A 19676-nucleotide genomic window follows, 5' to 3' on the forward strand; every position below is an offset into this window, starting at 1 on the left:
ATCGACTCTCAAGGTCGCGTGATTGGCACCTGGGCTGATGTACTCAACCGCGCTAACTTGGGATTTGAAGTAATGCACGAGCGTAACGCTCACAACTTCCCCCTCGACTTGGCCGCTGGTGTTGCTGCTCCTGTGGCTCTGACCGCTCCGGTTATCAACGGCTAAGAACTAGCTTAAGGCTGAATCGAAAGCGCCCTCAACAAGGGGGCGCTTTTTATTTTGGATTAAGTTGGATTAAAAGTTCTAGGAAGATGTCATGGCTTACTCAATCCAAGAGATGGATGCAACGGCTTTTGTTAAAGTCCGTGGCTCAACAGATTCCCAACAAATGTTTCTGACTTGGAGAGGTTCAATTTACTCCTTTGCTCCCGATGAGCCACAAAAGCATCTGTTTAACATCGTAGGAATGAGTGTGGGACGATTTATTGATAATCAGGATGGTAGCTGGTATCTCACCTCAAGGGAATTATCTTATTATCTCGATCCAATAACTGATCGTCCTCTCCGGACTTGGGAAAATCCCTGGACAGGAGAACGGCTAACAGTGATTCATGTTGCCAATAAATTGGTTCAACGTTTCATTCAAGGACGATTACAAGTTGGAGTAAATGGTGATACTGCTACGGTGTTTTTTAATTTGTTTTCTAATTATCCAAATCCTTTAAAGGATGAAAAATTTTTGGCTTACAGTCCCAATCCTAACTATCAATCCGTCGAACTGTTTAAATTTACAGCGGCAACGGATGAGCTTCTCGATCCAGAGAAATCTTCAGCTTCTCAAGTCATGCTTTCTTGGGATAGGGTTGGGCCTTGGCTTCCCTGGATGAAAATGGGAAATAAAGGGGGCCATCTTATCTATAGCGCTTTTGGAAACAAAGCCGACAGCTTTTCTGATTTACCCGAATTGCTTCAGGACGAAATTAACTCTCGCCTGCCTTTGTATAGAAATGCTCCTCATGCAAAATTAGACCAAGAAGATATGACTTCTTGGATGTATTTTCAACGGCATTTTGAGGCTTATCTTCGTGGGGATGTTTTTCCGCTGCCAGAGGCAGAGGATGAGTAATTTGTCCGTTTAGGGTATGCTCGTTAGTCTGTTTTTAATTAACTACAGAGGAACAGAGAGCGTAGAGATAGAGAAGGGGAGAGAGGTGGCTTTTTTCGCTTCCACGGCAGCTTGCAGACAGATTCTAACTAGGTTTGGGCTGTAGAGGCTAGGGAAATCAAACGATTACCTTGACTCAGCAATTTATGAGCTGCCAAAACTTCTTGTCTGGCCCATTGATCGGCTGCAATAATGTCTTCTAAAGACGGATTCTGGCAGTTATCCGCTTGGTGGCGATCGCACACGTATTCAATACAACGGGCAATATCCAAATATCCAATTTTTTCATCTAAAAAGAGCGCCACGGCCTGCTCATTTGCTGCATTTAACACCGCAGGCATGGAACCCCCGGCACGACCAGCGGCATAAGCTAACTGCATACAGGGATACTTTTGATGGTCGGGTTCTCTAAAGGTGAGACTGCCAGCTTTTACTAAATCGAGTTGTTCCCAATCAGTGTAAATGCGATCAGGCCAGGATAGGGCATAAAGAAGGGGTAAGCGCATATCAGGCCATCCCAATTGGGCTAAGACTGAGGTATCTTGTAGTTCAATCAGAGAGTGAATGATGCTTTGGGGATGGATAACGATGTCGATGCGATCATAGTCCATGCCAAAGAGGAAGTGAGCTTCAATGACTTCTAACCCTTTATTCATCAGGGTAGCAGAGTCGATTGTAATCTTGCGACCCATTGACCAGTTGGGATGCTTGAGGGCATCTGTCACTTTGGCTTCTGGTAACTTTTCTACAGGCCAATCTCGGAACGCGCCCCCAGATGCTGTCAACAGAATTCGGCGTAAGCCGTCTTTGGGTACGCCTTGAAGGCATTGGAAGATTGCAGAATGCTCTGAGTCAGCCGGTAGCAGCTTGACGCCATGTTTTTTAATTAACGGCAGTACGACTGGGCCACCGGCAATTAGGGTTTCTTTATTGGCAAGAGCAATATCTTTACCCGCTTCAATGGCAGCAATGGTCGGTAATAACCCAGCACAGCCGACAATACCTGTAACAACGATATCTGCATCGCCGTAACGGGCGACTTCCGCCACCCCAGCTTCACCTGCTAGCAAGATGGGTTGGGGGTCGAGGTCTTTTATCGCCTCTTTGAGTTCTGGTAATTTCTCTTCGACACAGATGGCGACAATTTCTGGTCGAAACTGCCGAATCTGAGACGCTAACATCTCTACATTACGCCCTGCTGCCAATCCCACAATCCGGAATTGGTCGGGGTACTGAGTCACAATATCTAAGGTTTGAGTGCCAATGGAGCCGGTTGAACCGAGAAGATTAATTGCTTTCACAATACTTTAAGAATTACGCCCCTTTTTAATATAAGGTGCTTTGGGCTACTGCTTTGCTGCCTTATATAGGAAATATTTAAGGATTAGACGTTTGGATGCTTCGGCCCATGCGCTAAAATCCAGTTTGCATAGCGGCGGACATACTCACGCTCGTCGGTCAGGCTCTTTTGTGCCGCCTCAAAAAGGCTTGGCGAGTCAAGAAACAGAGCCAGCCGCAACTGATCTTTAAACTGCTGAGCAAAGTCACCCGTGTGAAGGCGGTCTATGACGTAGCGAACGAGTCGAACACGCTGCTGTGGGGTAAGCGTGCAGTGCTTGAGACGGCGGCACATTAAAGCACGCGCACGACCGTGCCCAACGCCTTTGGTGTTGGATTCGATGAACTTAATGCAAGACTCTACTGCATCAGGGTCGTTGAGGCCAAGTCTATCGGCAAGATTAACAAAATATGTGTGTATCGCAGAGTTAACCTTGCGGTAGTCATGGCATCGAGCAGGGGCAGTAAAGTAGCTGTAACTTAGATGTTGCACCATTCACCATAAAAAAATCGCACCTCCTTAAACTGGAGATGCGACTAATTCTAAAGTTTAAAAGTCTTACTTGCGTCCCTTGTGTTGCCCTATAACCTGAATCAGTAGGGCTACTGAGCGAATCAGGACTGCGATCGCCAAGAGAGTTTCAGGTACACTGCTTCCTGTAGGCTGTGGGGGCAAGCTTTGCTCAACATGAGTTGGTACAGCAATAATTGGTTCGTTGGTCTGGACTGTTTGCTGAGTTTCAGATTCCATGATATTTCTCCTCAGAAAAATTAGGGTTTGGATTGAGGAGAAGCTTTGGTTAGCGCTAACTTTGCTTCACATTTTTAGAATCACTTAGCTGAAGGGGTTGCACAGCCTGACTTTTGCTTCATTTTTGGCACTTTAGAAAAACTGAGTCAAAATTGAAGCTAGTAATTAGCCAAATTGTGGTATGCATGGCTCGTATTAGAGCATCGGAAGAAGGAATAAAAAGGTTTAAGCAGGCGAGAAATCAGAAGGGATGGAATCAAGATGCTGATTCTTTAACCACTCGAATAGGTATTTCACGCTCAACTGTGCAGAGGTTTGAGCAAGGAAATCCAATTCGCCAAGACAGCTTTATTGCTCTTTGTAAAGCTGTTGGAATGGAGAACTGGGAAGCGATTGTTGGCAACAGCCCAACCCAGGCTTCATACATTGAGTTTGTAGCCTATGACGATGCGTGGGTTGGGCGAGAAACTCTGATTCAACAGTTGAGCGATCGCGTCCACTCTTCCTGTCGTGTCTTACTATTGGTTGGCATTACAGGTATTGGTAAAACGGCTTTGGCTGAACGTGTCGTAGAGGAATTGCGAGGAGATTGGAGGGAACACAGGGATAATTTTGAAGATGAGAATAAAGCTTCAGATTTTGCTAGTGTGGCGCTGCAATGGCTGGAGAAGTGGGGAGAAACTGTTCCGAATGAGGAGCGAAAACCAGAGCAATTGTTGCGGCGCTTAGTTAAACGCTTGCGGGAAAATCGGTATTTAATCCTCATGGATTCTCTGGAGTACCTATTGACAGGGAATGAAGAGGATGGCTGGGGTGATTTTGCCGATGAGTGGTGGGGTAAGTTTTTTGTAAGTTTCTTTGCAGAACCATCTTGTCAAAGTCGGTTCATTCTTACCTCTCAGGATTTGCCAACTAAGTTTGAGACAGCAGAATGCGATCGCTACAAAAATATCTGGTATTGCCAACTTTTGAAAGGATTAGAAATACCTGCTCAGGTAGCGTTATTTCAAAAAGCTGAACTAGATGGCGATTTGGAATTACCACATAGTCCCCTGCGAGTGATTGGGGAAGTTTATGACGGGCATCCTTTAGCCTTGCGGACAATCGCCGGAGAAATTAAGGGTTCTTATGGTGGCAAAGTCAGGGCTTACTGGAAAGAGAATAGTCGTTACATTGAAGAGGTAAAAGAGGCTATTGACGAAGCTCGTAACCAAGGAATAGTTAAAGGAGATGAGGATAGGTGGCAGTTAGCATCATACACCAAAGTTTTGCGAAGGAAAGTCGAAGAACGGATAGAGAAGACATTTGAACGGTTAAGAAATGATGTGTATGATGCCTATGTTTTGCTTTGCACTGCATCAATCTATTGCTGCGAAGTCAAAGAAAAGTGGTGGCTGATTAATTTAGAAGACGAGGGTTACACTGAGGAGCAACAAAAGGCTGCAATGGAAACTCTACGGGAACGATATTTAGTTGAAGATGGAGGAATTGACGATGAAGATAATCGGTTGGTGGGACAACATAATTTGATTCGCAGTGTTGCGATCGCTCACCGATTAATGCTACCAGAAAACTGAACGAAGAACTCCATCATGACAAATAACTTGACACCATCGGGTGAGTCAGTTTTGGAACAGTTAGGTATCAATCCTAATAATCTCCGTGCCGATTTTCCAACTCGCGAACAGCGTCTTCAGTACAGAGCAGTTGTACAGTGGCTCACAGATTATCAACCCAAGTTAGATGCTACTAATTTAGAGAAAGTAAAGGGGCCTTTGGAAGCATTTCACCACCTTAGTGAAGTAGAAGCTTGGGAAAAAGCTAGTAAAATCCTTGGCATTTACCTCGATACGCCTACTAATGAACAATTACATGAGCAATTAGGGACTTGGGGCTACTATCATGAACGAATTGACCTGTACAGCAGACTTTTAGGCAAGTTGAGTCCAAGGCCAAATGCTATAACGCTGAGTGGTTTGGGTAATACTTACCACGCTCTCGGAGCCTATGAGCAAGCTATTGAATACCATCAACAGTGTTTGACCATTGTACGAGAAATTGGTAATCGCCTAGGAGAAGGGAATACGCTGGGTGATCTGGGCCGTCCCTACTGTGCTTTGGGAAAATATGATCAAGCTCGTGAGTACTATCAGCAGCACTTAGTAATAACTAGGGAGATCGGCGATCAGCGAGGGGAAATGAATGTCCTAAACGATCTAGGTAATGTCTTTTATTTCCAAGGAGAGTACACTCAAGCCATTGAGTACTTTCAAAAGAGTTTAGCCCTCACCCAAGAAATTGGTACTCGCCAATGTGAAGCAGTGGCACTGGGAAATTTGGGGAATGCCTACAGCTTTGCAGAAAGGTATGAACAAGCAATGGAGCATTATGAGCAATGCTTGAATATTGTGAGAGAAATTAGCTTTCGGGTCGGCGAAGTAAGGGCGCTATGCGGTTTAGGTGGTGTTTATATATCTAAAGAAGACTATAACCAAGCGATTGAATACTTGCAAAATAGTTTGATCATTGCACGAGAAATTGGTGATAGCCGAGGGGAAGGAGCGGCGTTAGAAAGTTTAGGTAGTACCTACCGTTCTTTACAAGAATATAATCTTGCAATGAACTATTATCAACAGAGTTTAGCTATCGCAAAAAAGATTGGTGACTTCCGAGGTGAAGAAATGGCATCTAGCGACATAGCATGGTTGTCCATGACAACAGGAGTATTTACAGACACTATCGAAGATTCTTAGAAAAATTAGTGAGTGAATAAATATCAGAATGAAGTACTACTGCTGATGGGGGGCTGTGAAGAGACAGCAAAGCGTGATCGCGTACAATCAGCAGCATTTATCCCTCTTATAAGAAACGTTACCGCAGACGAAGCGCTCACACTCTAGCTCTTGAGTATTGCGATCTCGCCTTATCCTAGGTAAAATACCCCCTGCTTTAAGCTGCCTTTTAGAGGCGGTTATTCTACTCAGCTTGATTTTCGTTTGGTATTACCACTATAAAATTATAGCCATTACCGAGATATTATTTTTATATTTTAAACTGGATCGATAACTAACCTAATTTATGACACCCATACCTTACGATTTACTTCTGCGCCGCTGTCGGTTGTTCAACGACGAAGTTGATATAGGAATTAGAGATGGATTAATTGCCGCAATTTCCCCTCAACTCAGCGAACCAGGGAAACTAGAACTGGATATACAAGGACAACTGGTGAGTCCACCCTTTGTCGAGTCACATATTCATCTAGATTCCGCGTTAACTTCGGGTGAACCTCGATGGAATCAAAGCGGAACCTTATTTGAAGGCATTGAAATTTGGCGAGAACGCAAGCAAAGTCTGACGCTGGAAGATGTGAAAAACCGAGCCAAGGAAACCTTAAAGTTGCAAGCCTCTCAAGGCGTGTTATTTGTTCGCACTCATGCGGATGTTAGTGAATCGACTTTAACCGCGCTTCAGGGCTTGTTAGAAGTGCGAAAAGAAGTCAAAGATTGGATAACATTGCAAGTGGTTGCTTTTCCCCAAGAGGGGATTTATGGTCATCCTAAAAATGAGGAGTTACTCGAAGAAGCACTGAGATTAGGTGCGGATGTAGTGGGAGGAATTCCTCACTATGAAATGACGCGAGAGGATGGGGTGCGATCGGTACATCGGATTTTTGAATTAGCTGAGCAATATCATCGGCTAATTGATATTCATTGTGATGAAATTGACGATGATCAATCGCGCTTTTTGGAAGTTGTGGCGGCTTGTGCAATTCGCACTGGGATGGCGTCGCGAGTCACAGCCAGCCACACAACGGCTTTTGGTTCTTATAACAATGCTTATGCCAATAAGTTGATGGGATTTTTGCAAAGAGCGCAAATTAATTTCATTGCCAATCCCTTAATTAATATTACCCTTCAAGGACGGACTGATACGTATCCTAAACGCCGAGGTGTAACGCGTGTCAAAGAATTGTGGCAAGCTGGTTTGAATGTCAGTTTAGGTCATGATTGCATCCAAGACCCCTGGTATAGTTTAGGAACGGGAAATATGCTGAATGTAGCCCACATGGCGGTTCACGTTTGCCAGATGACGGGAATGGCTGAAATTGATGCTTGTTTTGATATGGTGACCGTTCATGGCGCTAAAACCTTGAATTTGCTAGATAGCTATGGAATTGAAGTTGGGAAACCAGCTAATGTGATTGTCTTAGAGGCTGATAGTCGATACGAGGCGATTCGTCGTCAATCGACTGTTCGTTATGTGATTTCCCAAGGGAAGTTATTAGCTCATACAGAAGCGCCAAGAACTGAATGGAAAAAATAGAGATGATGGGTGAGAGAGCTATTGGCAATAGACAAGTGGAAATTAATCTGAAAAACTGAATAGTCAACAGCATTCATTGTTCTTTGATTCTTCATGACCCATTACCCATGCTCCATTACCCCTGAGAGTATTCAAACGGATATGATAAAGTTTTTAGTTTTCCCGGCTGCCTTAGCTTCTAAGTTAGAAAATAGCTGTTTCATCGCTTGGGTATAGGGCAGCAAAAGACGCATCTGAGCTGGCAACAAGACCTCTTGAATTTCAGCCACTAGCAACGGTAACAATTGCTCTACCAGTTCCCAAGTCACATCAATACTGGGAAAAACCATCATACACAGGGGAAGCAGTTCCTCTTCGACTGGCCTCATATTTCCCTCTAAAGCACACAGCCATAAATATCCTTGGAACATTTCTATGTCTCGGATGCTAGAAGTTCTCACGCCCGCATCGCTGAGTCCTCCGCGACGGCTGCGATGATTAGGATACAATTGAACCGCTTGGCTGTAGACTCGCTTGGCAATCTCCTGAGAAAGGGGTAACAGTTTCTGAACAAGGGCTAAGATGGGCGAGTTAAGCTCATGCTTTGCAGCAGCGGCACAGACTCGTTGCCAGGGAATACAGACTTGCTCTTCGACAAACTTGAAGTAGGGACTTAGCAACAGTTGCTCTGGCATTGTCAGTCGATTGAGCACTAACTTGGCACTCAAGTGAAACTGCGTACTCATGAAACCAATGGTGCGTCTGTCAGTGGTTGAAAGATGCTTGGATTGAAGTTGCAATAATATCGGTTCAATCGCTGTGGCTAAATGTTTTACTTCTAACAGCGATAATCTGGGCATGATTTCGGACTTAAAAACATCAGCCGATAAATCAAGCGTTTCTCCCTCAGGTATAGCTGAAAGTAAAGCAGGAGGCGTTGATTGTTGCTGGTAAATTTCCAGTACCTTTTGATAAACTTGCGATGCCGCTTTAGCGATTCCTTGGCTTTCAGTCAAACTGACAACATTAGGAATGTAAGAGAAAATAACATTCGTTTGTATGCCAGCGCACTTACAGTTGATTTCCACCATGCGCTGTAACTTAGCAACGGTTTGAACTCGTCCCTGTGGAGAGGCAGCTTCCACCAACTCCGAGGAGGCTAAATAGCCTCTTGAGGAGGAAAATGTTGACAAGTCGGGTACATAGCGATCTGCCCAAAGCTTGGCTAAGCGATCAACGGAGGTATTGTTAACAAGCGGGGTGGTTCTCAGCATTATTGTCTGTGCGAACTGTGTTTAGACATTCGGTAAATAGGATGACCCTGAGGGGTTGGGTACAACCGCAACGGCTTCACCTTATTGGACAAATTCCCTGTAAAAAAAGTCTGCGCGTGGACATGCAGCAGCAGACGAGTCCCTGAAACTTGTAGAGATGCGTTTAAATCTTTATACAGAGCGTTACAATTAATTTCCAGCTATTCCTGCTGGAGAGAAAAAGTTTGGGATTTTCAAACCCAATTCATCTTGAACTCAAGTGCAAGACTCTCGATTCAATACACACCAGGAGGAATGCCAATCTATTGCCACCCACTGTCAAGCAGAGATATCAATCGAAGATTGTTGAAAGCGTTCTCTACAGAAATACAAGAGTAGATAAAGCCTGTAGGGATGCACTTTTTTTCGTACTGTCGTGCTGTCGATCATTCCCCATGGTAGATGGGACTCTCCAAAATTTGGCTTAGCCATATTGCGGAATTTAAATCAGCATAATGGCTTAGATTTTGGACAGTTGATAGGGGTTTGGCTCAGGTTTAATACAAATTTTTGTAGAGACATAATCATATCTTGTGCCCATCCCAATTCAGCGAATTCACGCCCTCACTGGAGTTTTCTGAAGCCGAGGTGCGATCGCAACCATCTGCATCCCTGCGGGGGGAGCTAAAGTTAAGCCCCGACGTACTGGCTTGATGGGATGATTACTGGTTAGCCCTAGCTGAAAACGCGACATGATGGTAGCAATGACTAATTTCATCTCAAGTTGCGCCAATGCCGCTCCGATACAGCGACGGTTGCTGCCACCAAAGGGAAAATATTCGTAAGGGGAATATTGCCTTTCTAAGAAGCGCTCTGGTTTAAAACGCTTGGGTTCTGGGTAAATATCCTCTCGTTGATGGATCAGATAAATCGAAGGCATCAGCGCCGTACCCGCTTCAAACTGATACCCCGCAATCTCCATGGGTGATTTGAGAATTCTAATGAAGGTACTCGGAGCAATGGGATAAATCCGCAGCGTTTCAGAGCAAATCGCACTCAGGTAGGGAAGTCGAGCCATTTCCATTGGATCGAATCCATCACCCAGCGTCTCTAAATCCGCCATCAGCTTGTCATGCACTTCTGGGAGATGATGAATCCAGTAAAATGCCCAGGTTAGAGCTGAAGCGGTGGTTTCATGTCCAGCAACCAGGAGTGTCATCAACTCATCGTGTAACTCCTCATCCGTCATCGGTTGACCGGCTTCGTCACGAGCGGACAGCAGTAAGGTAAGAATATCAGTGCGAGAGAAGTCACCTTGCTCCCGGCGTTCCCGAATCTCGTCATAAAGTAGCTGTCGGACTTGCTGCTTGATTCGCAAAAAACGTCCCCACGGACTGAGTGGCCCCCAATCCTGGCGGAGTGAGGGGAAAAACAGCAAGGTGGAACTGAGGGGAGTGCCCAGCGCATCTAGCATGAAATTGAGCAAGCGCCTCAGTTGCTCAAAGCGCTCTCCTTCATCCAACCCAAACACAGCTCGTAAAATTACCCGTAAGGTAATCTCTTGCATGAAGGGACGAACGACAAAGGGGTTGCCCATCGTCCACTCGTCTGTTATTTCCTGAGTTATGTTACAGATGAGCTGGCTGTAAGTCCGTAGGCGATCGCCATGAAAGGGGGGCATCAACAACCGTCGCTGGCGTTCGTGGCTCTCACCATCGAGCATGATTAGGGAGTTGTCCCCCAGCAGATATCGTAAAACTCCATTCCCTCTACCCGATATAAATTGCTCTGGATCGGCAGTAAAAATCTGCTTAACCGCTTCTGGATTACCGACATAAACAAAAGGTGGTCCTTTTTTCCCTCCTACCTTGAAGATGTCGCCATAACGTTGGGAATATTGATCCAGGTAGTCCAAGGGGCGAAAAATCAGCTTGAGCATCCTTAGAAATTGCGGCGTTTGTGGCCCATCAGGTAGTGTCATAGATATCCAATTTCGGTAAGAATCAACGGCCCTATCTCACATGATAGAAATCAAATCCCCACAATTACACCAATCTGAAGAGGTCAAGCACCTAATTTTTGCAGTTTGCAATGAAATTTTTCAGGTTTCTGAAGAAACGATTAGGCGCTTCGATACTATGTCTGACATAGATGATGTCTACTCGCACTACTTGGACAACGGCGGCACATTCTTAGTACTGCTCGATCAGGAAAGGGTCGTTGGCAGTGGAGCTATCCGACGGTTGAACGATGACATCTGTGAACTCAAGCGTATGTGGTTTCTTAAAGAGTACCGAGGGCGAGGTTTAGCCAATAACATGGTTCAGTTGCTTTTAGATTTTGCTCGAAATGCAGGCTATAAAAAAGTCAGACTCGACCTCTTTGACGAACAAAAACAAGCACAAGCACTAGAGTTTTATAAGCGGATAGGATTTTATGCGATCGCTCCCTACAACGATAGTTTCTGTACTGTGTTTATGGAGAAAGATCTATAAGGAACAAACCACCGAGGCACAGAGTACGCTGAGGGAGTTAATTAGGAAATAATGAGCTTAGTAGGAATGACTTAGAATCGCTCTATTATACTTAAAGTAGAGAGTATGGAATTAGTTGTACCTATACTGGAATTTCAATGATGAATTCTGAACCTTTTCCTGGTGAAGAAATGCAAGTCAGTTTGCCGCCATGTTTTTCGGTCACAATCTGACGACTGATTGATAAGCCCAGTCCTGTCCCTTGCCCCACGGGTTTGGTCGTGAACAGATAGTCAAATACCTTTTGTTTGACCTCTTCATTCATGCCTACTCCATTATCCTTGATTCGGATACTCACCCATTGCTCATCCTGGGAAACCTCTGTGCGGATTATAATCTGTCTGAGGTTCGCTTCATTCTTTTGTTCAACTTGACTCTGGATTACCTCATCTAAGGCATCAATGGCATTAGCAAGAAGATTGAGAAACACCTGATTGAGCTGTTCGGGATAGCCGTTCACGAGCGGCAAATCACCATACTCTTTGATGACTCGAATTTCAGGACGAGGCCCATTGGCTTTGAGACGATGCTTTAAAATAATTAAGGTGCTGTCAATCCCTTCATGTAAATTAAACGTCACCTTGGTTGAGGTATCTGATCGGGAGAAGGTTCGTAACGAGGTACTGAGCTGGTGGATACGGTCTGTTCCCACTTTCAAAGAACAAATTAATTTGGGTAAATCTTCGAGCAAAAAGAGCAAATCAATTTCCTCAATTTCCCTTATAATCTCTGATGCAGGCTGAGGATAATATTGTTGATACAGTTTCAACAGATGAATTAAATCTTGAATCGATGTCTCGGCATAACTCAGATTGCCAGCGATAAAGCTCACAGGATTATTAATTTCGTGGGCGACTCCCGCCACGAGTTGGCCAATACTCACCATTTTTTCACTCTGTACCAGTTGAAGTTGCATCTGTTGAACTTGTTGTAAGGATTGAGCGAGTTGCATAGCACGCTCTCGTTCCCTTGTTTCCGATGCTTGTAATTCCAGATAAAGACGAGTATTTTCCAAGAAGATTGCAGCCTGGGTACAGTGGGTTTTAATCCGCGCCAAGAGCTCATCCTTAGCAATTGGCTTGGTCAAATAATCATTGGCTCCTGCTTCTAAGCCAACAACCAGATCCGAGACTTGGTTTCTAGCCGTGAGCAATACAATGGGCAACTCATTGGCCTGCCATGTTTCGCGGATTTTGCACGTAACCTCATAACCTGTCATGCGGGGCATCATCACATCGAGCAAGATCAAGTCAGGTTTGAACCCTTCTGCCAAAAGTGATAGTGCTTCAAAACCGGAGGATGCCTCAGTCACTTCATAGTGATACAAAGACAGATGATTGACCAACACTCGACGATTGATTGGCTCATCATCCACAACCAGAATTTTGTAAGGCCGCTGTTGGTCATGCGCCAATTGTTCTCGCAAGTCTGCCAAAACCAGTTCTTCATTACGCGTCATCTGTTCCTCGTCATCCATGCTTTGACCTGGGTCATAAACCGAGAACACAGGACGGAGGGCGGAGGACGAAGGCAGTTGATAGCGCAGACTGGAGACATGGGAGCCAAAACTACCGCTTTCTGACACCTGAGTCACGGGTAGGGTGAAAGTAAATCGCGATCCTTGATCGAGTGAGGATTCGACCCAAATCTCCCCACCGTGCAGTTCCACCAGTTTCCCCGTAATTGCCAATCCTAAGCCAGTCCCACCATAGATTCGAGCGGTTGAGCCATCGGCTTGCTCAAAGGACTCAAAGATGCGGTCTAGTTTATCCTCTGGAATCCCAATGCCCGTGTCGGTGACTGTGATTTGGATTGTGGATTTTAGATTTTGCATCGCGCTCTGCGCCGCTACCTTAGAAGCTGGGATACGTTCTCCCTCTCTCCAGGTTTCGATTTCCTCATCTCTTGCACTCCTAACGAGCTGGGCGGATACTTCCACGCGGCCACTATCGGTAAACTTAATCGCATTACCGATAAGATTTTGCAAGATTTGTTGTAAACGGTTTTCATCTGCCATCACTGGGGGCAAATCTGGAGGAATCGTATTAATGAGTTGCAAATTTTTGTGACGGACTAAAGGCTTACTGAGGGTCAGGACAACTTCTGCAATTTCTCGCAGTGCTACTGGCTTCAATTGCAGTGTAATGGTCTGGTGTCTGAGCTTGGAGAAATCCAAAATATCATTGACTAAGTTAGCCAGTCGCCGTCCACTGGTAACGATCATTGTCAGATTGGAAATCGTACCTGGAGACAGCTTGCCAGTTGCACCTTCAATTAGGGACTCAGCAATACCAATAATTCCATTCAAAGGTGTGCGGAGTTCGTGAGAAGTATTGGCTAAAAATTCATCCTTGAGTTTGTCAGTTTTTTGCAAGGCTTCCTGCGCTTGTTTGAGTCCTGCCTCACGGGCATAAACCTCAGCGGCCATCACGTTGAACGAATGCGCCAATCGTCCCAGTTCATCTTGCCGTGTTGTATCTAGGTGAATATTAAAGTCTCCGGCAGCAATCTGCTCGGTGGCAACCATCAAATTATTCAGGGGAGTGGCAACCTGTTGGCGCAAGACAAACAACAGAACCATAATTTCAACGAGCAAAGAAATACCGCCTAAAATTAGGACGAACTGGGCATTCTCTAAGGCGACACCTGAGAGAATAGACTTGGGAAAAACAGTGACAAAGTACCAGTCAGGAACCTGTAGCTTGGCAACAGCAAGATACTCTTTATCCTTAGTATTTTCAACCACAACCTGTCCGGAATTCAGATTTTTCACTAACTGAAAAATCCGGGTTAGATGGGAGTCTCCAGATTGGATTATTTCCAATTTGCCGTTCTTGTCTTTGATTTGATCCATCTTGTTGGGATGGGCAATCAAGCGACCGTCTGCCCGAAAGATGATGTTATAGGTACCTGGTAAGCGGTCTTGCAGGGTTCGATCCAACAGTTCATTCAGAACAATGTCATGCCCTAATGTAGCAATGTGTTTGCCTGCTCGATCCACAGGGGTTTCACAGGAAACGATCCAATTTCTGGCGACCTTATCATAGTAAAGTCCGGTACAAATGGTCTGACGGCTTGGGTTATGCTCTGGGTCAGCAATCCAGAAATATTCCTCATCCGGGATGTAGAGATCGGCTGTGGCATTATCAGCCCAAGGAACTTCGGGCCAGTACATGACAACCATGTTTTCCGGAGCGTTAATGTAAGTGTTTTGAAACCGGCTGCGCCAGGAAGGCCCATAGGACATCACCAAATTATAGAAAGTAAGGATGCGGCGGCGAATTTCTGCGTTGAGCTTCAGGTTTTTGCCCAGGTAAACTCCCGGCTGGCGACTGCGATCAAAGCCTTCAGAGCGATTACGAATCACACCATCTTTGGAACGCATGAACAGCCGATTGAATTCGGCTTGGGGGTCTTGGTTGCCTACTTCATCTAGTCTGCGCCTGAGTTCCTGATCGAGTACCCCATGGTTGTCTTCTGCCAGGGTAAAGATACTACTTTCCCGCTGTCCCCGTTCGACAATATATTTCTCTAGTTGTCTCAGAGTCTGGTTTTCTAGAATCGACATCAAATGCAAGTAGCTGAGACCCGTCGAGCCAACGATGACTAAGGCAATCCTCACCGCCATCTTGAGCAACGTTTCACGGGTAATCGAGCCTTTAGGTTTGGGGATGAGTTTGACTTTCAACAGTGACATGCAATTGATTCTCCTTTCTCCAGCCAGAAGGGTGAAACGCCAACGGCTGAGGTATTACTGAAGCGTGGAATGCTCCGATAAGTGCGGACTCGCTGACGTTCCCTATTTGGCTGTGGTTGAATCTGGATCAATTAACCAGCGATACATCTTGTATTAGGGGATTCAATGATTGACGACTGATCACAGGGGTGGCGATAGAATCTGCGATCGCATGAAAGGGCGGTGCTGAATGCAATCGCAGCAGGTAGATGCAGGGTTTGAAACTGACTCCAAGCCATGAAGTAGGACGCGTGACTTCCAAGTTGAGACACGTTCAAAGTTGCCTCGTTACAAGCTTGGTCAGAATCCTGTATGGTTGAGCAGCACTCAATATACACTATCTTTATCGGATTACCGTATTTTTGCTTTAAATTTTAGCAACTCCTGAGGAGTGTCAAGAGCGATGTCATCTCGTCAGTCACAAAAAAAGAAGTCATGGATGAAAGCACTCAAGAGGCAGATGGTGGCTATCATGAATCGTCGAAATTGGCAATTTCAACCCTTGAGGCGAAAGACAAATCAAGGGTTTGTGTTGCTGCTAGCTTGGACCCTCAGCGTCTGTCTATTCATGCCGACTTGTGTACAGAATACGATTTCGCCCACTATATCCCCTGCATCCCAGACACAACTGACTCGCCAACAGCGTAAACCGATTGAGCTGACGCTGGTTTCCTTTGCTGTGACACGAGCCGCTTACACTGAAATTATTCCTCTGTTTCAACAGAGATGGAGACGAGAGCATAACCAGGAAGTCAGATTTCGACATAGCTTTGCTGGCTCTAGCACCCAAACCCGTGCCGTGATTAATGGACTCCCAACCGATGTAGTCCATCTGGCTCTGGCACCGGATGTCAACGAAATCCAGAAAGCTGGGTTGATCCAGCCAGGATGGGAAAAAAGACTTTCACATAACAGTATTGTGACTCATACCGTGGGGGCAATTGTCACGCGTGGAGGGAATCCAAAACAAATCCAGACCTGGTCTGATATGACTAAGCCCGGAGTTTCGGTGATTACCGCTGATCCCAAAACGTCAGGGATTGCCCGCTGGAATTTTCTAGCTTTTTGGGGGTCAGTGACTCAGACTGGGGGAACTGAGGTACAAGCCTGGGATTTTGTAACGAGGGTTTTTCGGAATGTTCAGGTGTTAGCCAAAGATGCCCGTGAAGCAACAGACTTGTTTTTGCGGCAACATCAGGGGGATGTTCTGATTAACTATGAAAACGAGCTAATCTTAGCAGCTCAAGAAGGTTTGGCTAAAGATGCCGTCGTCATTATTCCCGAAGTTAATATTTCCATCGACAATCCGATCGCAGTCGTTGATAAGTATGTTGATCGCAGAGGAACTCGCGAAGTTGCAGAAGCATTCGTGCAATTTCTTTATACCCCTGAAGCCCAGCGTGCGTTTGCCAAAGTAGGATTTCGACCGTTAGATCCAGTGGTGGCTCAAGAGTTCTCCGACCAGTTTCCCCCTGTCAGGAAATTGTTTACAGTGGAGGCATTCGGTGGATGGAACGCCATCCATGAGAAGTTCTTTCAGGATGGTGGAGTGTTCGATCAAATCCAAAGCAATCTGCGCGTTACCGAAAAACTGGGTTTAAAGCTGCTCATCCTCACATAAGATCTCCGGTCGCTCCGGGTCCTTCCAGGACGGCTTTTCTAGGTTAGAATATTTGCGTAGTATTTTCCACGTAAATGATAGTCCTGGAGTTCAAGGCTAAGGGGAAGACAAATCAATACTCCGCAATAGACGACGCGATCAGAACAACTCAATTTGTCCGCAACAAAGCCATTCGCCATTGGATGGATAGCCGAGGTGTAGGACAGAAAGAGCTGTATCGCCTTAGCAAAGCACTCAGAGAAGAGTTCCCCTTTGTTAAAGCCCTGAATTCTAGTGCTTGCCAAGCAGCTATCGAGAGAGCCTATAGTTCAATTGCTCGATTCTATAGCAACTGCAAAAAGTCTATTCTAGGAAAAAAGGGATATCCACAATTTCAGAAAAACTGTCGGTCAGTAGAATACAAAACATCTGGCTGGTCATTATCTGAAACTCGCAAATCAATCACTTTCACAGATAAGAAGGGAATTGGCAAGCTTAAACTCAAAGGAACGTGGGATTTAAACTTCTACCAGTTAGAACAGATAAAACGGGTTAGGTTGATACGTCGTGCTGATGGCTACTACGTTCAATTCTTAGTGAGTGCTGAGAATAAAGTAGATGCAGATCTAACAGGAAAAATGATCGGACTAGACGTAGGGCTTAAAGACTTCTACACCGATTCCAATGGTCATACGGAACCTAATCGTAAGTTTTATCGAACAGGCGAGAAGCGGTTGAAGTTTAGACAACGGCGCGTTTCTCGTAAAAATATTGGCTCTGCCAACCGAAGAAAGGCCATTAATCGACTAGGACGAGTACACCTCAAAATAAGTAGGCAACGTCAAGAACATGCCAAGCGAGTGGCACGTTGCGTAACCCAATCTAACGATTTGGTCGCCTATGAAGATTTGAGGATTAAGAACTTAGTCAAAAATCACTGTCTCTCCAAGTCTATTAATGATGCAGGTTGGTATCAATTCAGAAAATGGTTAGAGTATTTCGGAGCTAAGTTCGGCAAGATAACCGTTGCGGTCAATCCTGCCTATACTTCTCAGGAATGTTCTAAGTGCGGCACTGTGATCAAAAAGTCCCTATCTATGAGAACTCACGCTTGTCAGTGTGGGTTTGTCCTAGACAGAGACTGGAATGCTGCCGTCAATATTCTGAAATTAGCCTTGAGTACCACAGGGCATGTGGGAACTTGGGTCATAGACCCGAACGCTTCGGGAGATTCGGCCTCTACTCTGATTGGAGCAATCCTATCAGGGCAAGCTGGGTCTATGAACGAAGAATCTCCGTGGCTTTAGCCCGGAGAGTGTCAAACCCATCTCTTCAATGCTGGATACCAATCTTAGTCTTGCTCCCCCCTTTAACAAGCAGGGCTGGCGGGTGGATGGTGTAAGACATTAAACGTAAAATGCTACTATCAGCTCCGTTGTTTAAGAAACGCTTCAAACGTCTCCCGATCAGGTAGGGAAGGTTGCGCCCCCGCTTTCGTTGCTGAAAGTGCCCCAGCTGCTGCTCCCCACACCACCGCTTCTCGCAACAAACGCCCTTGAGCCAAAGCGACTGCTAGAGCACCATTGAAGGCATCACCCGCCGCAACCGTATCAACCGCTTGGACGGAGAACGCCGGGACGAAGAACGTTTCCTCTGCCGTCGCACAGAAGACACCGCGATCGCCTAATTTCACAATTACCGTACTGACACCTCGTTGTTGTAACTCAGCCGACGCCTGACGCGCTGCCTCTTGTCCATCTACAGGAAAACCGACTAACTGAGACGCTTCCAACTGATTGGGAGTAATAATATCGATCAGTGGGTAAAGGTCATCTGGAATATCTTGAGCCGGTGCTGGGTCAAGAATCACGGGTACTCCTGCCGAGTGTGCTGCTTGCGCTGCTAACTGTACGGTTGCCATCGGAATCTCCAACTGCATCAGCAAAGCGGCTGCCCCTGGCAATCGGCTACGGAGGCGTTCCACGTCAGTTTCATTCAGCCGTCCATTGGCACCCCCAATAATGATGATGTTGTTTTCTCCGGCATCATCCACCGTAATCACAGCAACGCCAGAACTCGTTGTCTCGTCTACCAATACGCCATCCGTCTGAACACCTGCGGCTTGTAAATGACGCAGCAGTTGACGCCCAAAATCATCATTTCCTAAACGTCCCACCATTTGAGTGGAGATACCCAGCCGCGCTGCTGCAACAGCTTGATTTGCTCCTTTTCCGCCCCCGGCTGTAAAAAATTCATACCCTATAAGTGTTTCTCCGGCAACGGGTAACCGAGGGGTCTTGGTGACTAAATCCATGTTAATGCTGCCGAAGACAATGATTGATTGCATGTGAAGTATGAAGTATGAAAACTCATACGGCTAGGTTAAATACCTTGAATCAAAAAAGGATAAATTGAGTCAAATGACATCCTTTATCCTTCAGGCTTTAGTCTTGTTTCAGCAGTTCAATAGCTTCGTCACACCAAGTAATCCAATCCATCTCGTAACCAATGCCTTTGCGGAGAGTTAGATAATGAAACTTGTTAGTTTGGGAGAGGGATTGAGGATTTTGAAAGACTCTTTGTTCTATATCTTGGTAAGTCTTTAATCGTTCCTGGTGAAGTTGGCGATGACGCTCTAATTCAGCCAAAATCGTTTCTTTAGGAGCCAGATAGCCAGCAAAGATTTTAACCAATAAATCGTCTTTGATGGGAGTCGGTTCGCCCGGTTGAACCATCCACTCAATCAACTGTTGCTTTCCGAGTTCTGTAACGCTGTAGAGCTTTTTATCGGGGCGGTTTTCTTGAGCAATGACCTCTGCACTAATCCAGCCTTGCTCTTCGAGTTTGGTGAGTTCCCGATAAATTTGCTGGTGGGTGGCTTTCCAAAAAAAACCGACTGAAGACTCAAATCGCTTTCCCAGGTCATAGCCACTCGCGGAACATTCAATCAGGGATACCAAAATCGCGTGCGCGATCGCCATAATTCCTAATTACTCGACAATGCAACTTTTTGAGTATACCTGTTGCCTTTTGGAAATTGGGAATTGGGAATAG

General features: G+C 45.6%; 16 protein-coding genes. 8 read left to right on the forward strand and 8 right to left on the reverse strand.

Annotation, left to right across the window (positions count from 1 at the left end; all coding sequences use genetic code 11):
• Both NDI48_25090 and NDI48_25095 read left to right on the forward strand, forming a co-directional pair.
• On the forward strand, positions 1–165 hold a 165-nt coding region (locus tag NDI48_25090), incomplete at its 5' end, for a photosystem II q(b) protein (GenBank protein ID MEP0834444.1).
• Positions 166–256: 91 nt separating this feature from the next.
• Positions 257–1066 (forward strand): DUF1838 domain-containing protein, encoded by an 810-nt coding sequence (locus NDI48_25095; protein MEP0834445.1) that lies wholly within the window; start codon positions 257–259, stop codon positions 1064–1066.
• A gap of 128 nt (positions 1067–1194) precedes the next feature.
• Here the strand turns inward: NDI48_25095 and dxr are convergent, their stop codons facing one another.
• From dxr to NDI48_25110, 3 genes are all read right to left on the reverse strand, one after another.
• Entirely contained in the window at positions 1195–2406 is a 1212-nt protein-coding gene (gene dxr, locus NDI48_25100; protein ID MEP0834446.1) for a 1-deoxy-D-xylulose-5-phosphate reductoisomerase, read from the reverse strand.
• Positions 2407–2489: 83 nt separating this feature from the next.
• Positions 2490–2936, reverse strand: coding sequence for a hypothetical protein (locus tag NDI48_25105; protein ID MEP0834447.1), 447 nt, complete (start codon positions 2934–2936; stop codon positions 2490–2492).
• 66 nt (positions 2937–3002) lie between these two features.
• Complete coding sequence (locus tag NDI48_25110) at positions 3003–3194, reverse strand: hypothetical protein (protein ID MEP0834448.1); 192 nt, start codon at positions 3192–3194, stop codon at positions 3003–3005.
• A 185-nt stretch (positions 3195–3379) separates the two neighbouring features.
• On the opposite strand from NDI48_25110, the gene NDI48_25115 reads away from it, so the two are divergent.
• From NDI48_25115 to codA, 3 genes are all read left to right on the forward strand, one after another.
• Entirely contained in the window at positions 3380–4771 is a 1392-nt protein-coding gene (locus tag NDI48_25115) for a helix-turn-helix domain-containing protein (GenBank protein MEP0834449.1), read from the forward strand.
• Positions 4772–4786: 15 nt separating this feature from the next.
• Positions 4787–5947, forward strand: a complete 1161-nt coding sequence (locus NDI48_25120; protein ID MEP0834450.1) for a tetratricopeptide repeat protein — start codon at positions 4787–4789, stop codon at positions 5945–5947.
• 325 nt (positions 5948–6272) lie between these two features.
• Positions 6273–7520 carry a cytosine deaminase gene (codA, locus tag NDI48_25125; protein ID MEP0834451.1) on the forward strand — a complete coding sequence of 416 codons (1248 nt, stop codon included), beginning with the start codon at positions 6273–6275 and terminating at the stop codon, positions 7518–7520.
• A 131-nt stretch (positions 7521–7651) separates the two neighbouring features.
• On the opposite strand, the gene NDI48_25130 is transcribed toward codA, so the two are convergent.
• A complete protein-coding gene (locus tag NDI48_25130) occupies positions 7652–8773 on the reverse strand; it encodes a hypothetical protein (protein ID MEP0834452.1) in 1122 nt (373 codons plus the stop codon).
• Positions 8774–9368: 595 nt separating this feature from the next.
• A complete protein-coding gene (locus NDI48_25135; GenBank protein ID MEP0834453.1) occupies positions 9369–10733 on the reverse strand; it encodes a cytochrome P450 in 1365 nt (454 codons plus the stop codon).
• A 157-nt stretch (positions 10734–10890) separates the two neighbouring features.
• Between NDI48_25135 and NDI48_25140 the strand changes: the two genes are divergently transcribed.
• A complete protein-coding gene (locus NDI48_25140; protein MEP0834454.1) occupies positions 10891–11247 on the forward strand; it encodes a GNAT family N-acetyltransferase in 357 nt (118 codons plus the stop codon).
• Positions 11248–11368: 121 nt separating this feature from the next.
• Here the strand turns inward: NDI48_25140 and NDI48_25145 are convergent, their stop codons facing one another.
• Positions 11369–14983 (reverse strand): ATP-binding protein, encoded by a 3615-nt coding sequence (locus NDI48_25145; GenBank protein ID MEP0834455.1) that lies wholly within the window; start codon positions 14981–14983, stop codon positions 11369–11371.
• A gap of 442 nt (positions 14984–15425) precedes the next feature.
• Here NDI48_25145 and NDI48_25150 point away from each other — a divergent pair, with 442 nt between their 5' ends.
• Positions 15426–16643, forward strand: a complete 1218-nt coding sequence (locus NDI48_25150; GenBank protein MEP0834456.1) for a sulfate ABC transporter substrate-binding protein — start codon at positions 15426–15428, stop codon at positions 16641–16643.
• Between the two features lie 74 nt (positions 16644–16717).
• Positions 16718–17929: a transposase gene (locus tag NDI48_25155; protein ID MEP0834457.1), complete on the forward strand. Its 1212-nt coding sequence runs from the start codon at positions 16718–16720 to the stop codon at positions 17927–17929.
• Between the two features lie 119 nt (positions 17930–18048).
• Here NDI48_25155 and rbsK read toward each other — a convergent pair whose 3' ends face one another.
• Together rbsK and NDI48_25165 are read right to left on the reverse strand one after the other, a co-directional pair.
• The gene (rbsK, locus tag NDI48_25160; GenBank protein ID MEP0834458.1) at positions 18049–18969 is read right to left on the reverse strand and encodes a ribokinase; all 921 of its coding nucleotides are present in this window, start codon (positions 18967–18969) and stop codon (positions 18049–18051) included.
• A gap of 97 nt (positions 18970–19066) precedes the next feature.
• Positions 19067–19603 (reverse strand): PadR family transcriptional regulator, encoded by a 537-nt coding sequence (locus NDI48_25165; protein ID MEP0834459.1) that lies wholly within the window; start codon positions 19601–19603, stop codon positions 19067–19069.
• Positions 19604–19676 lie beyond the last annotated feature (73 nt).

Source organism: Microcoleus sp. AS-A8 (assembly GCA_039962225.1).
GTDB lineage: Bacteria > Cyanobacteriota > Cyanobacteriia > Cyanobacteriales > Coleofasciculaceae > Allocoleopsis.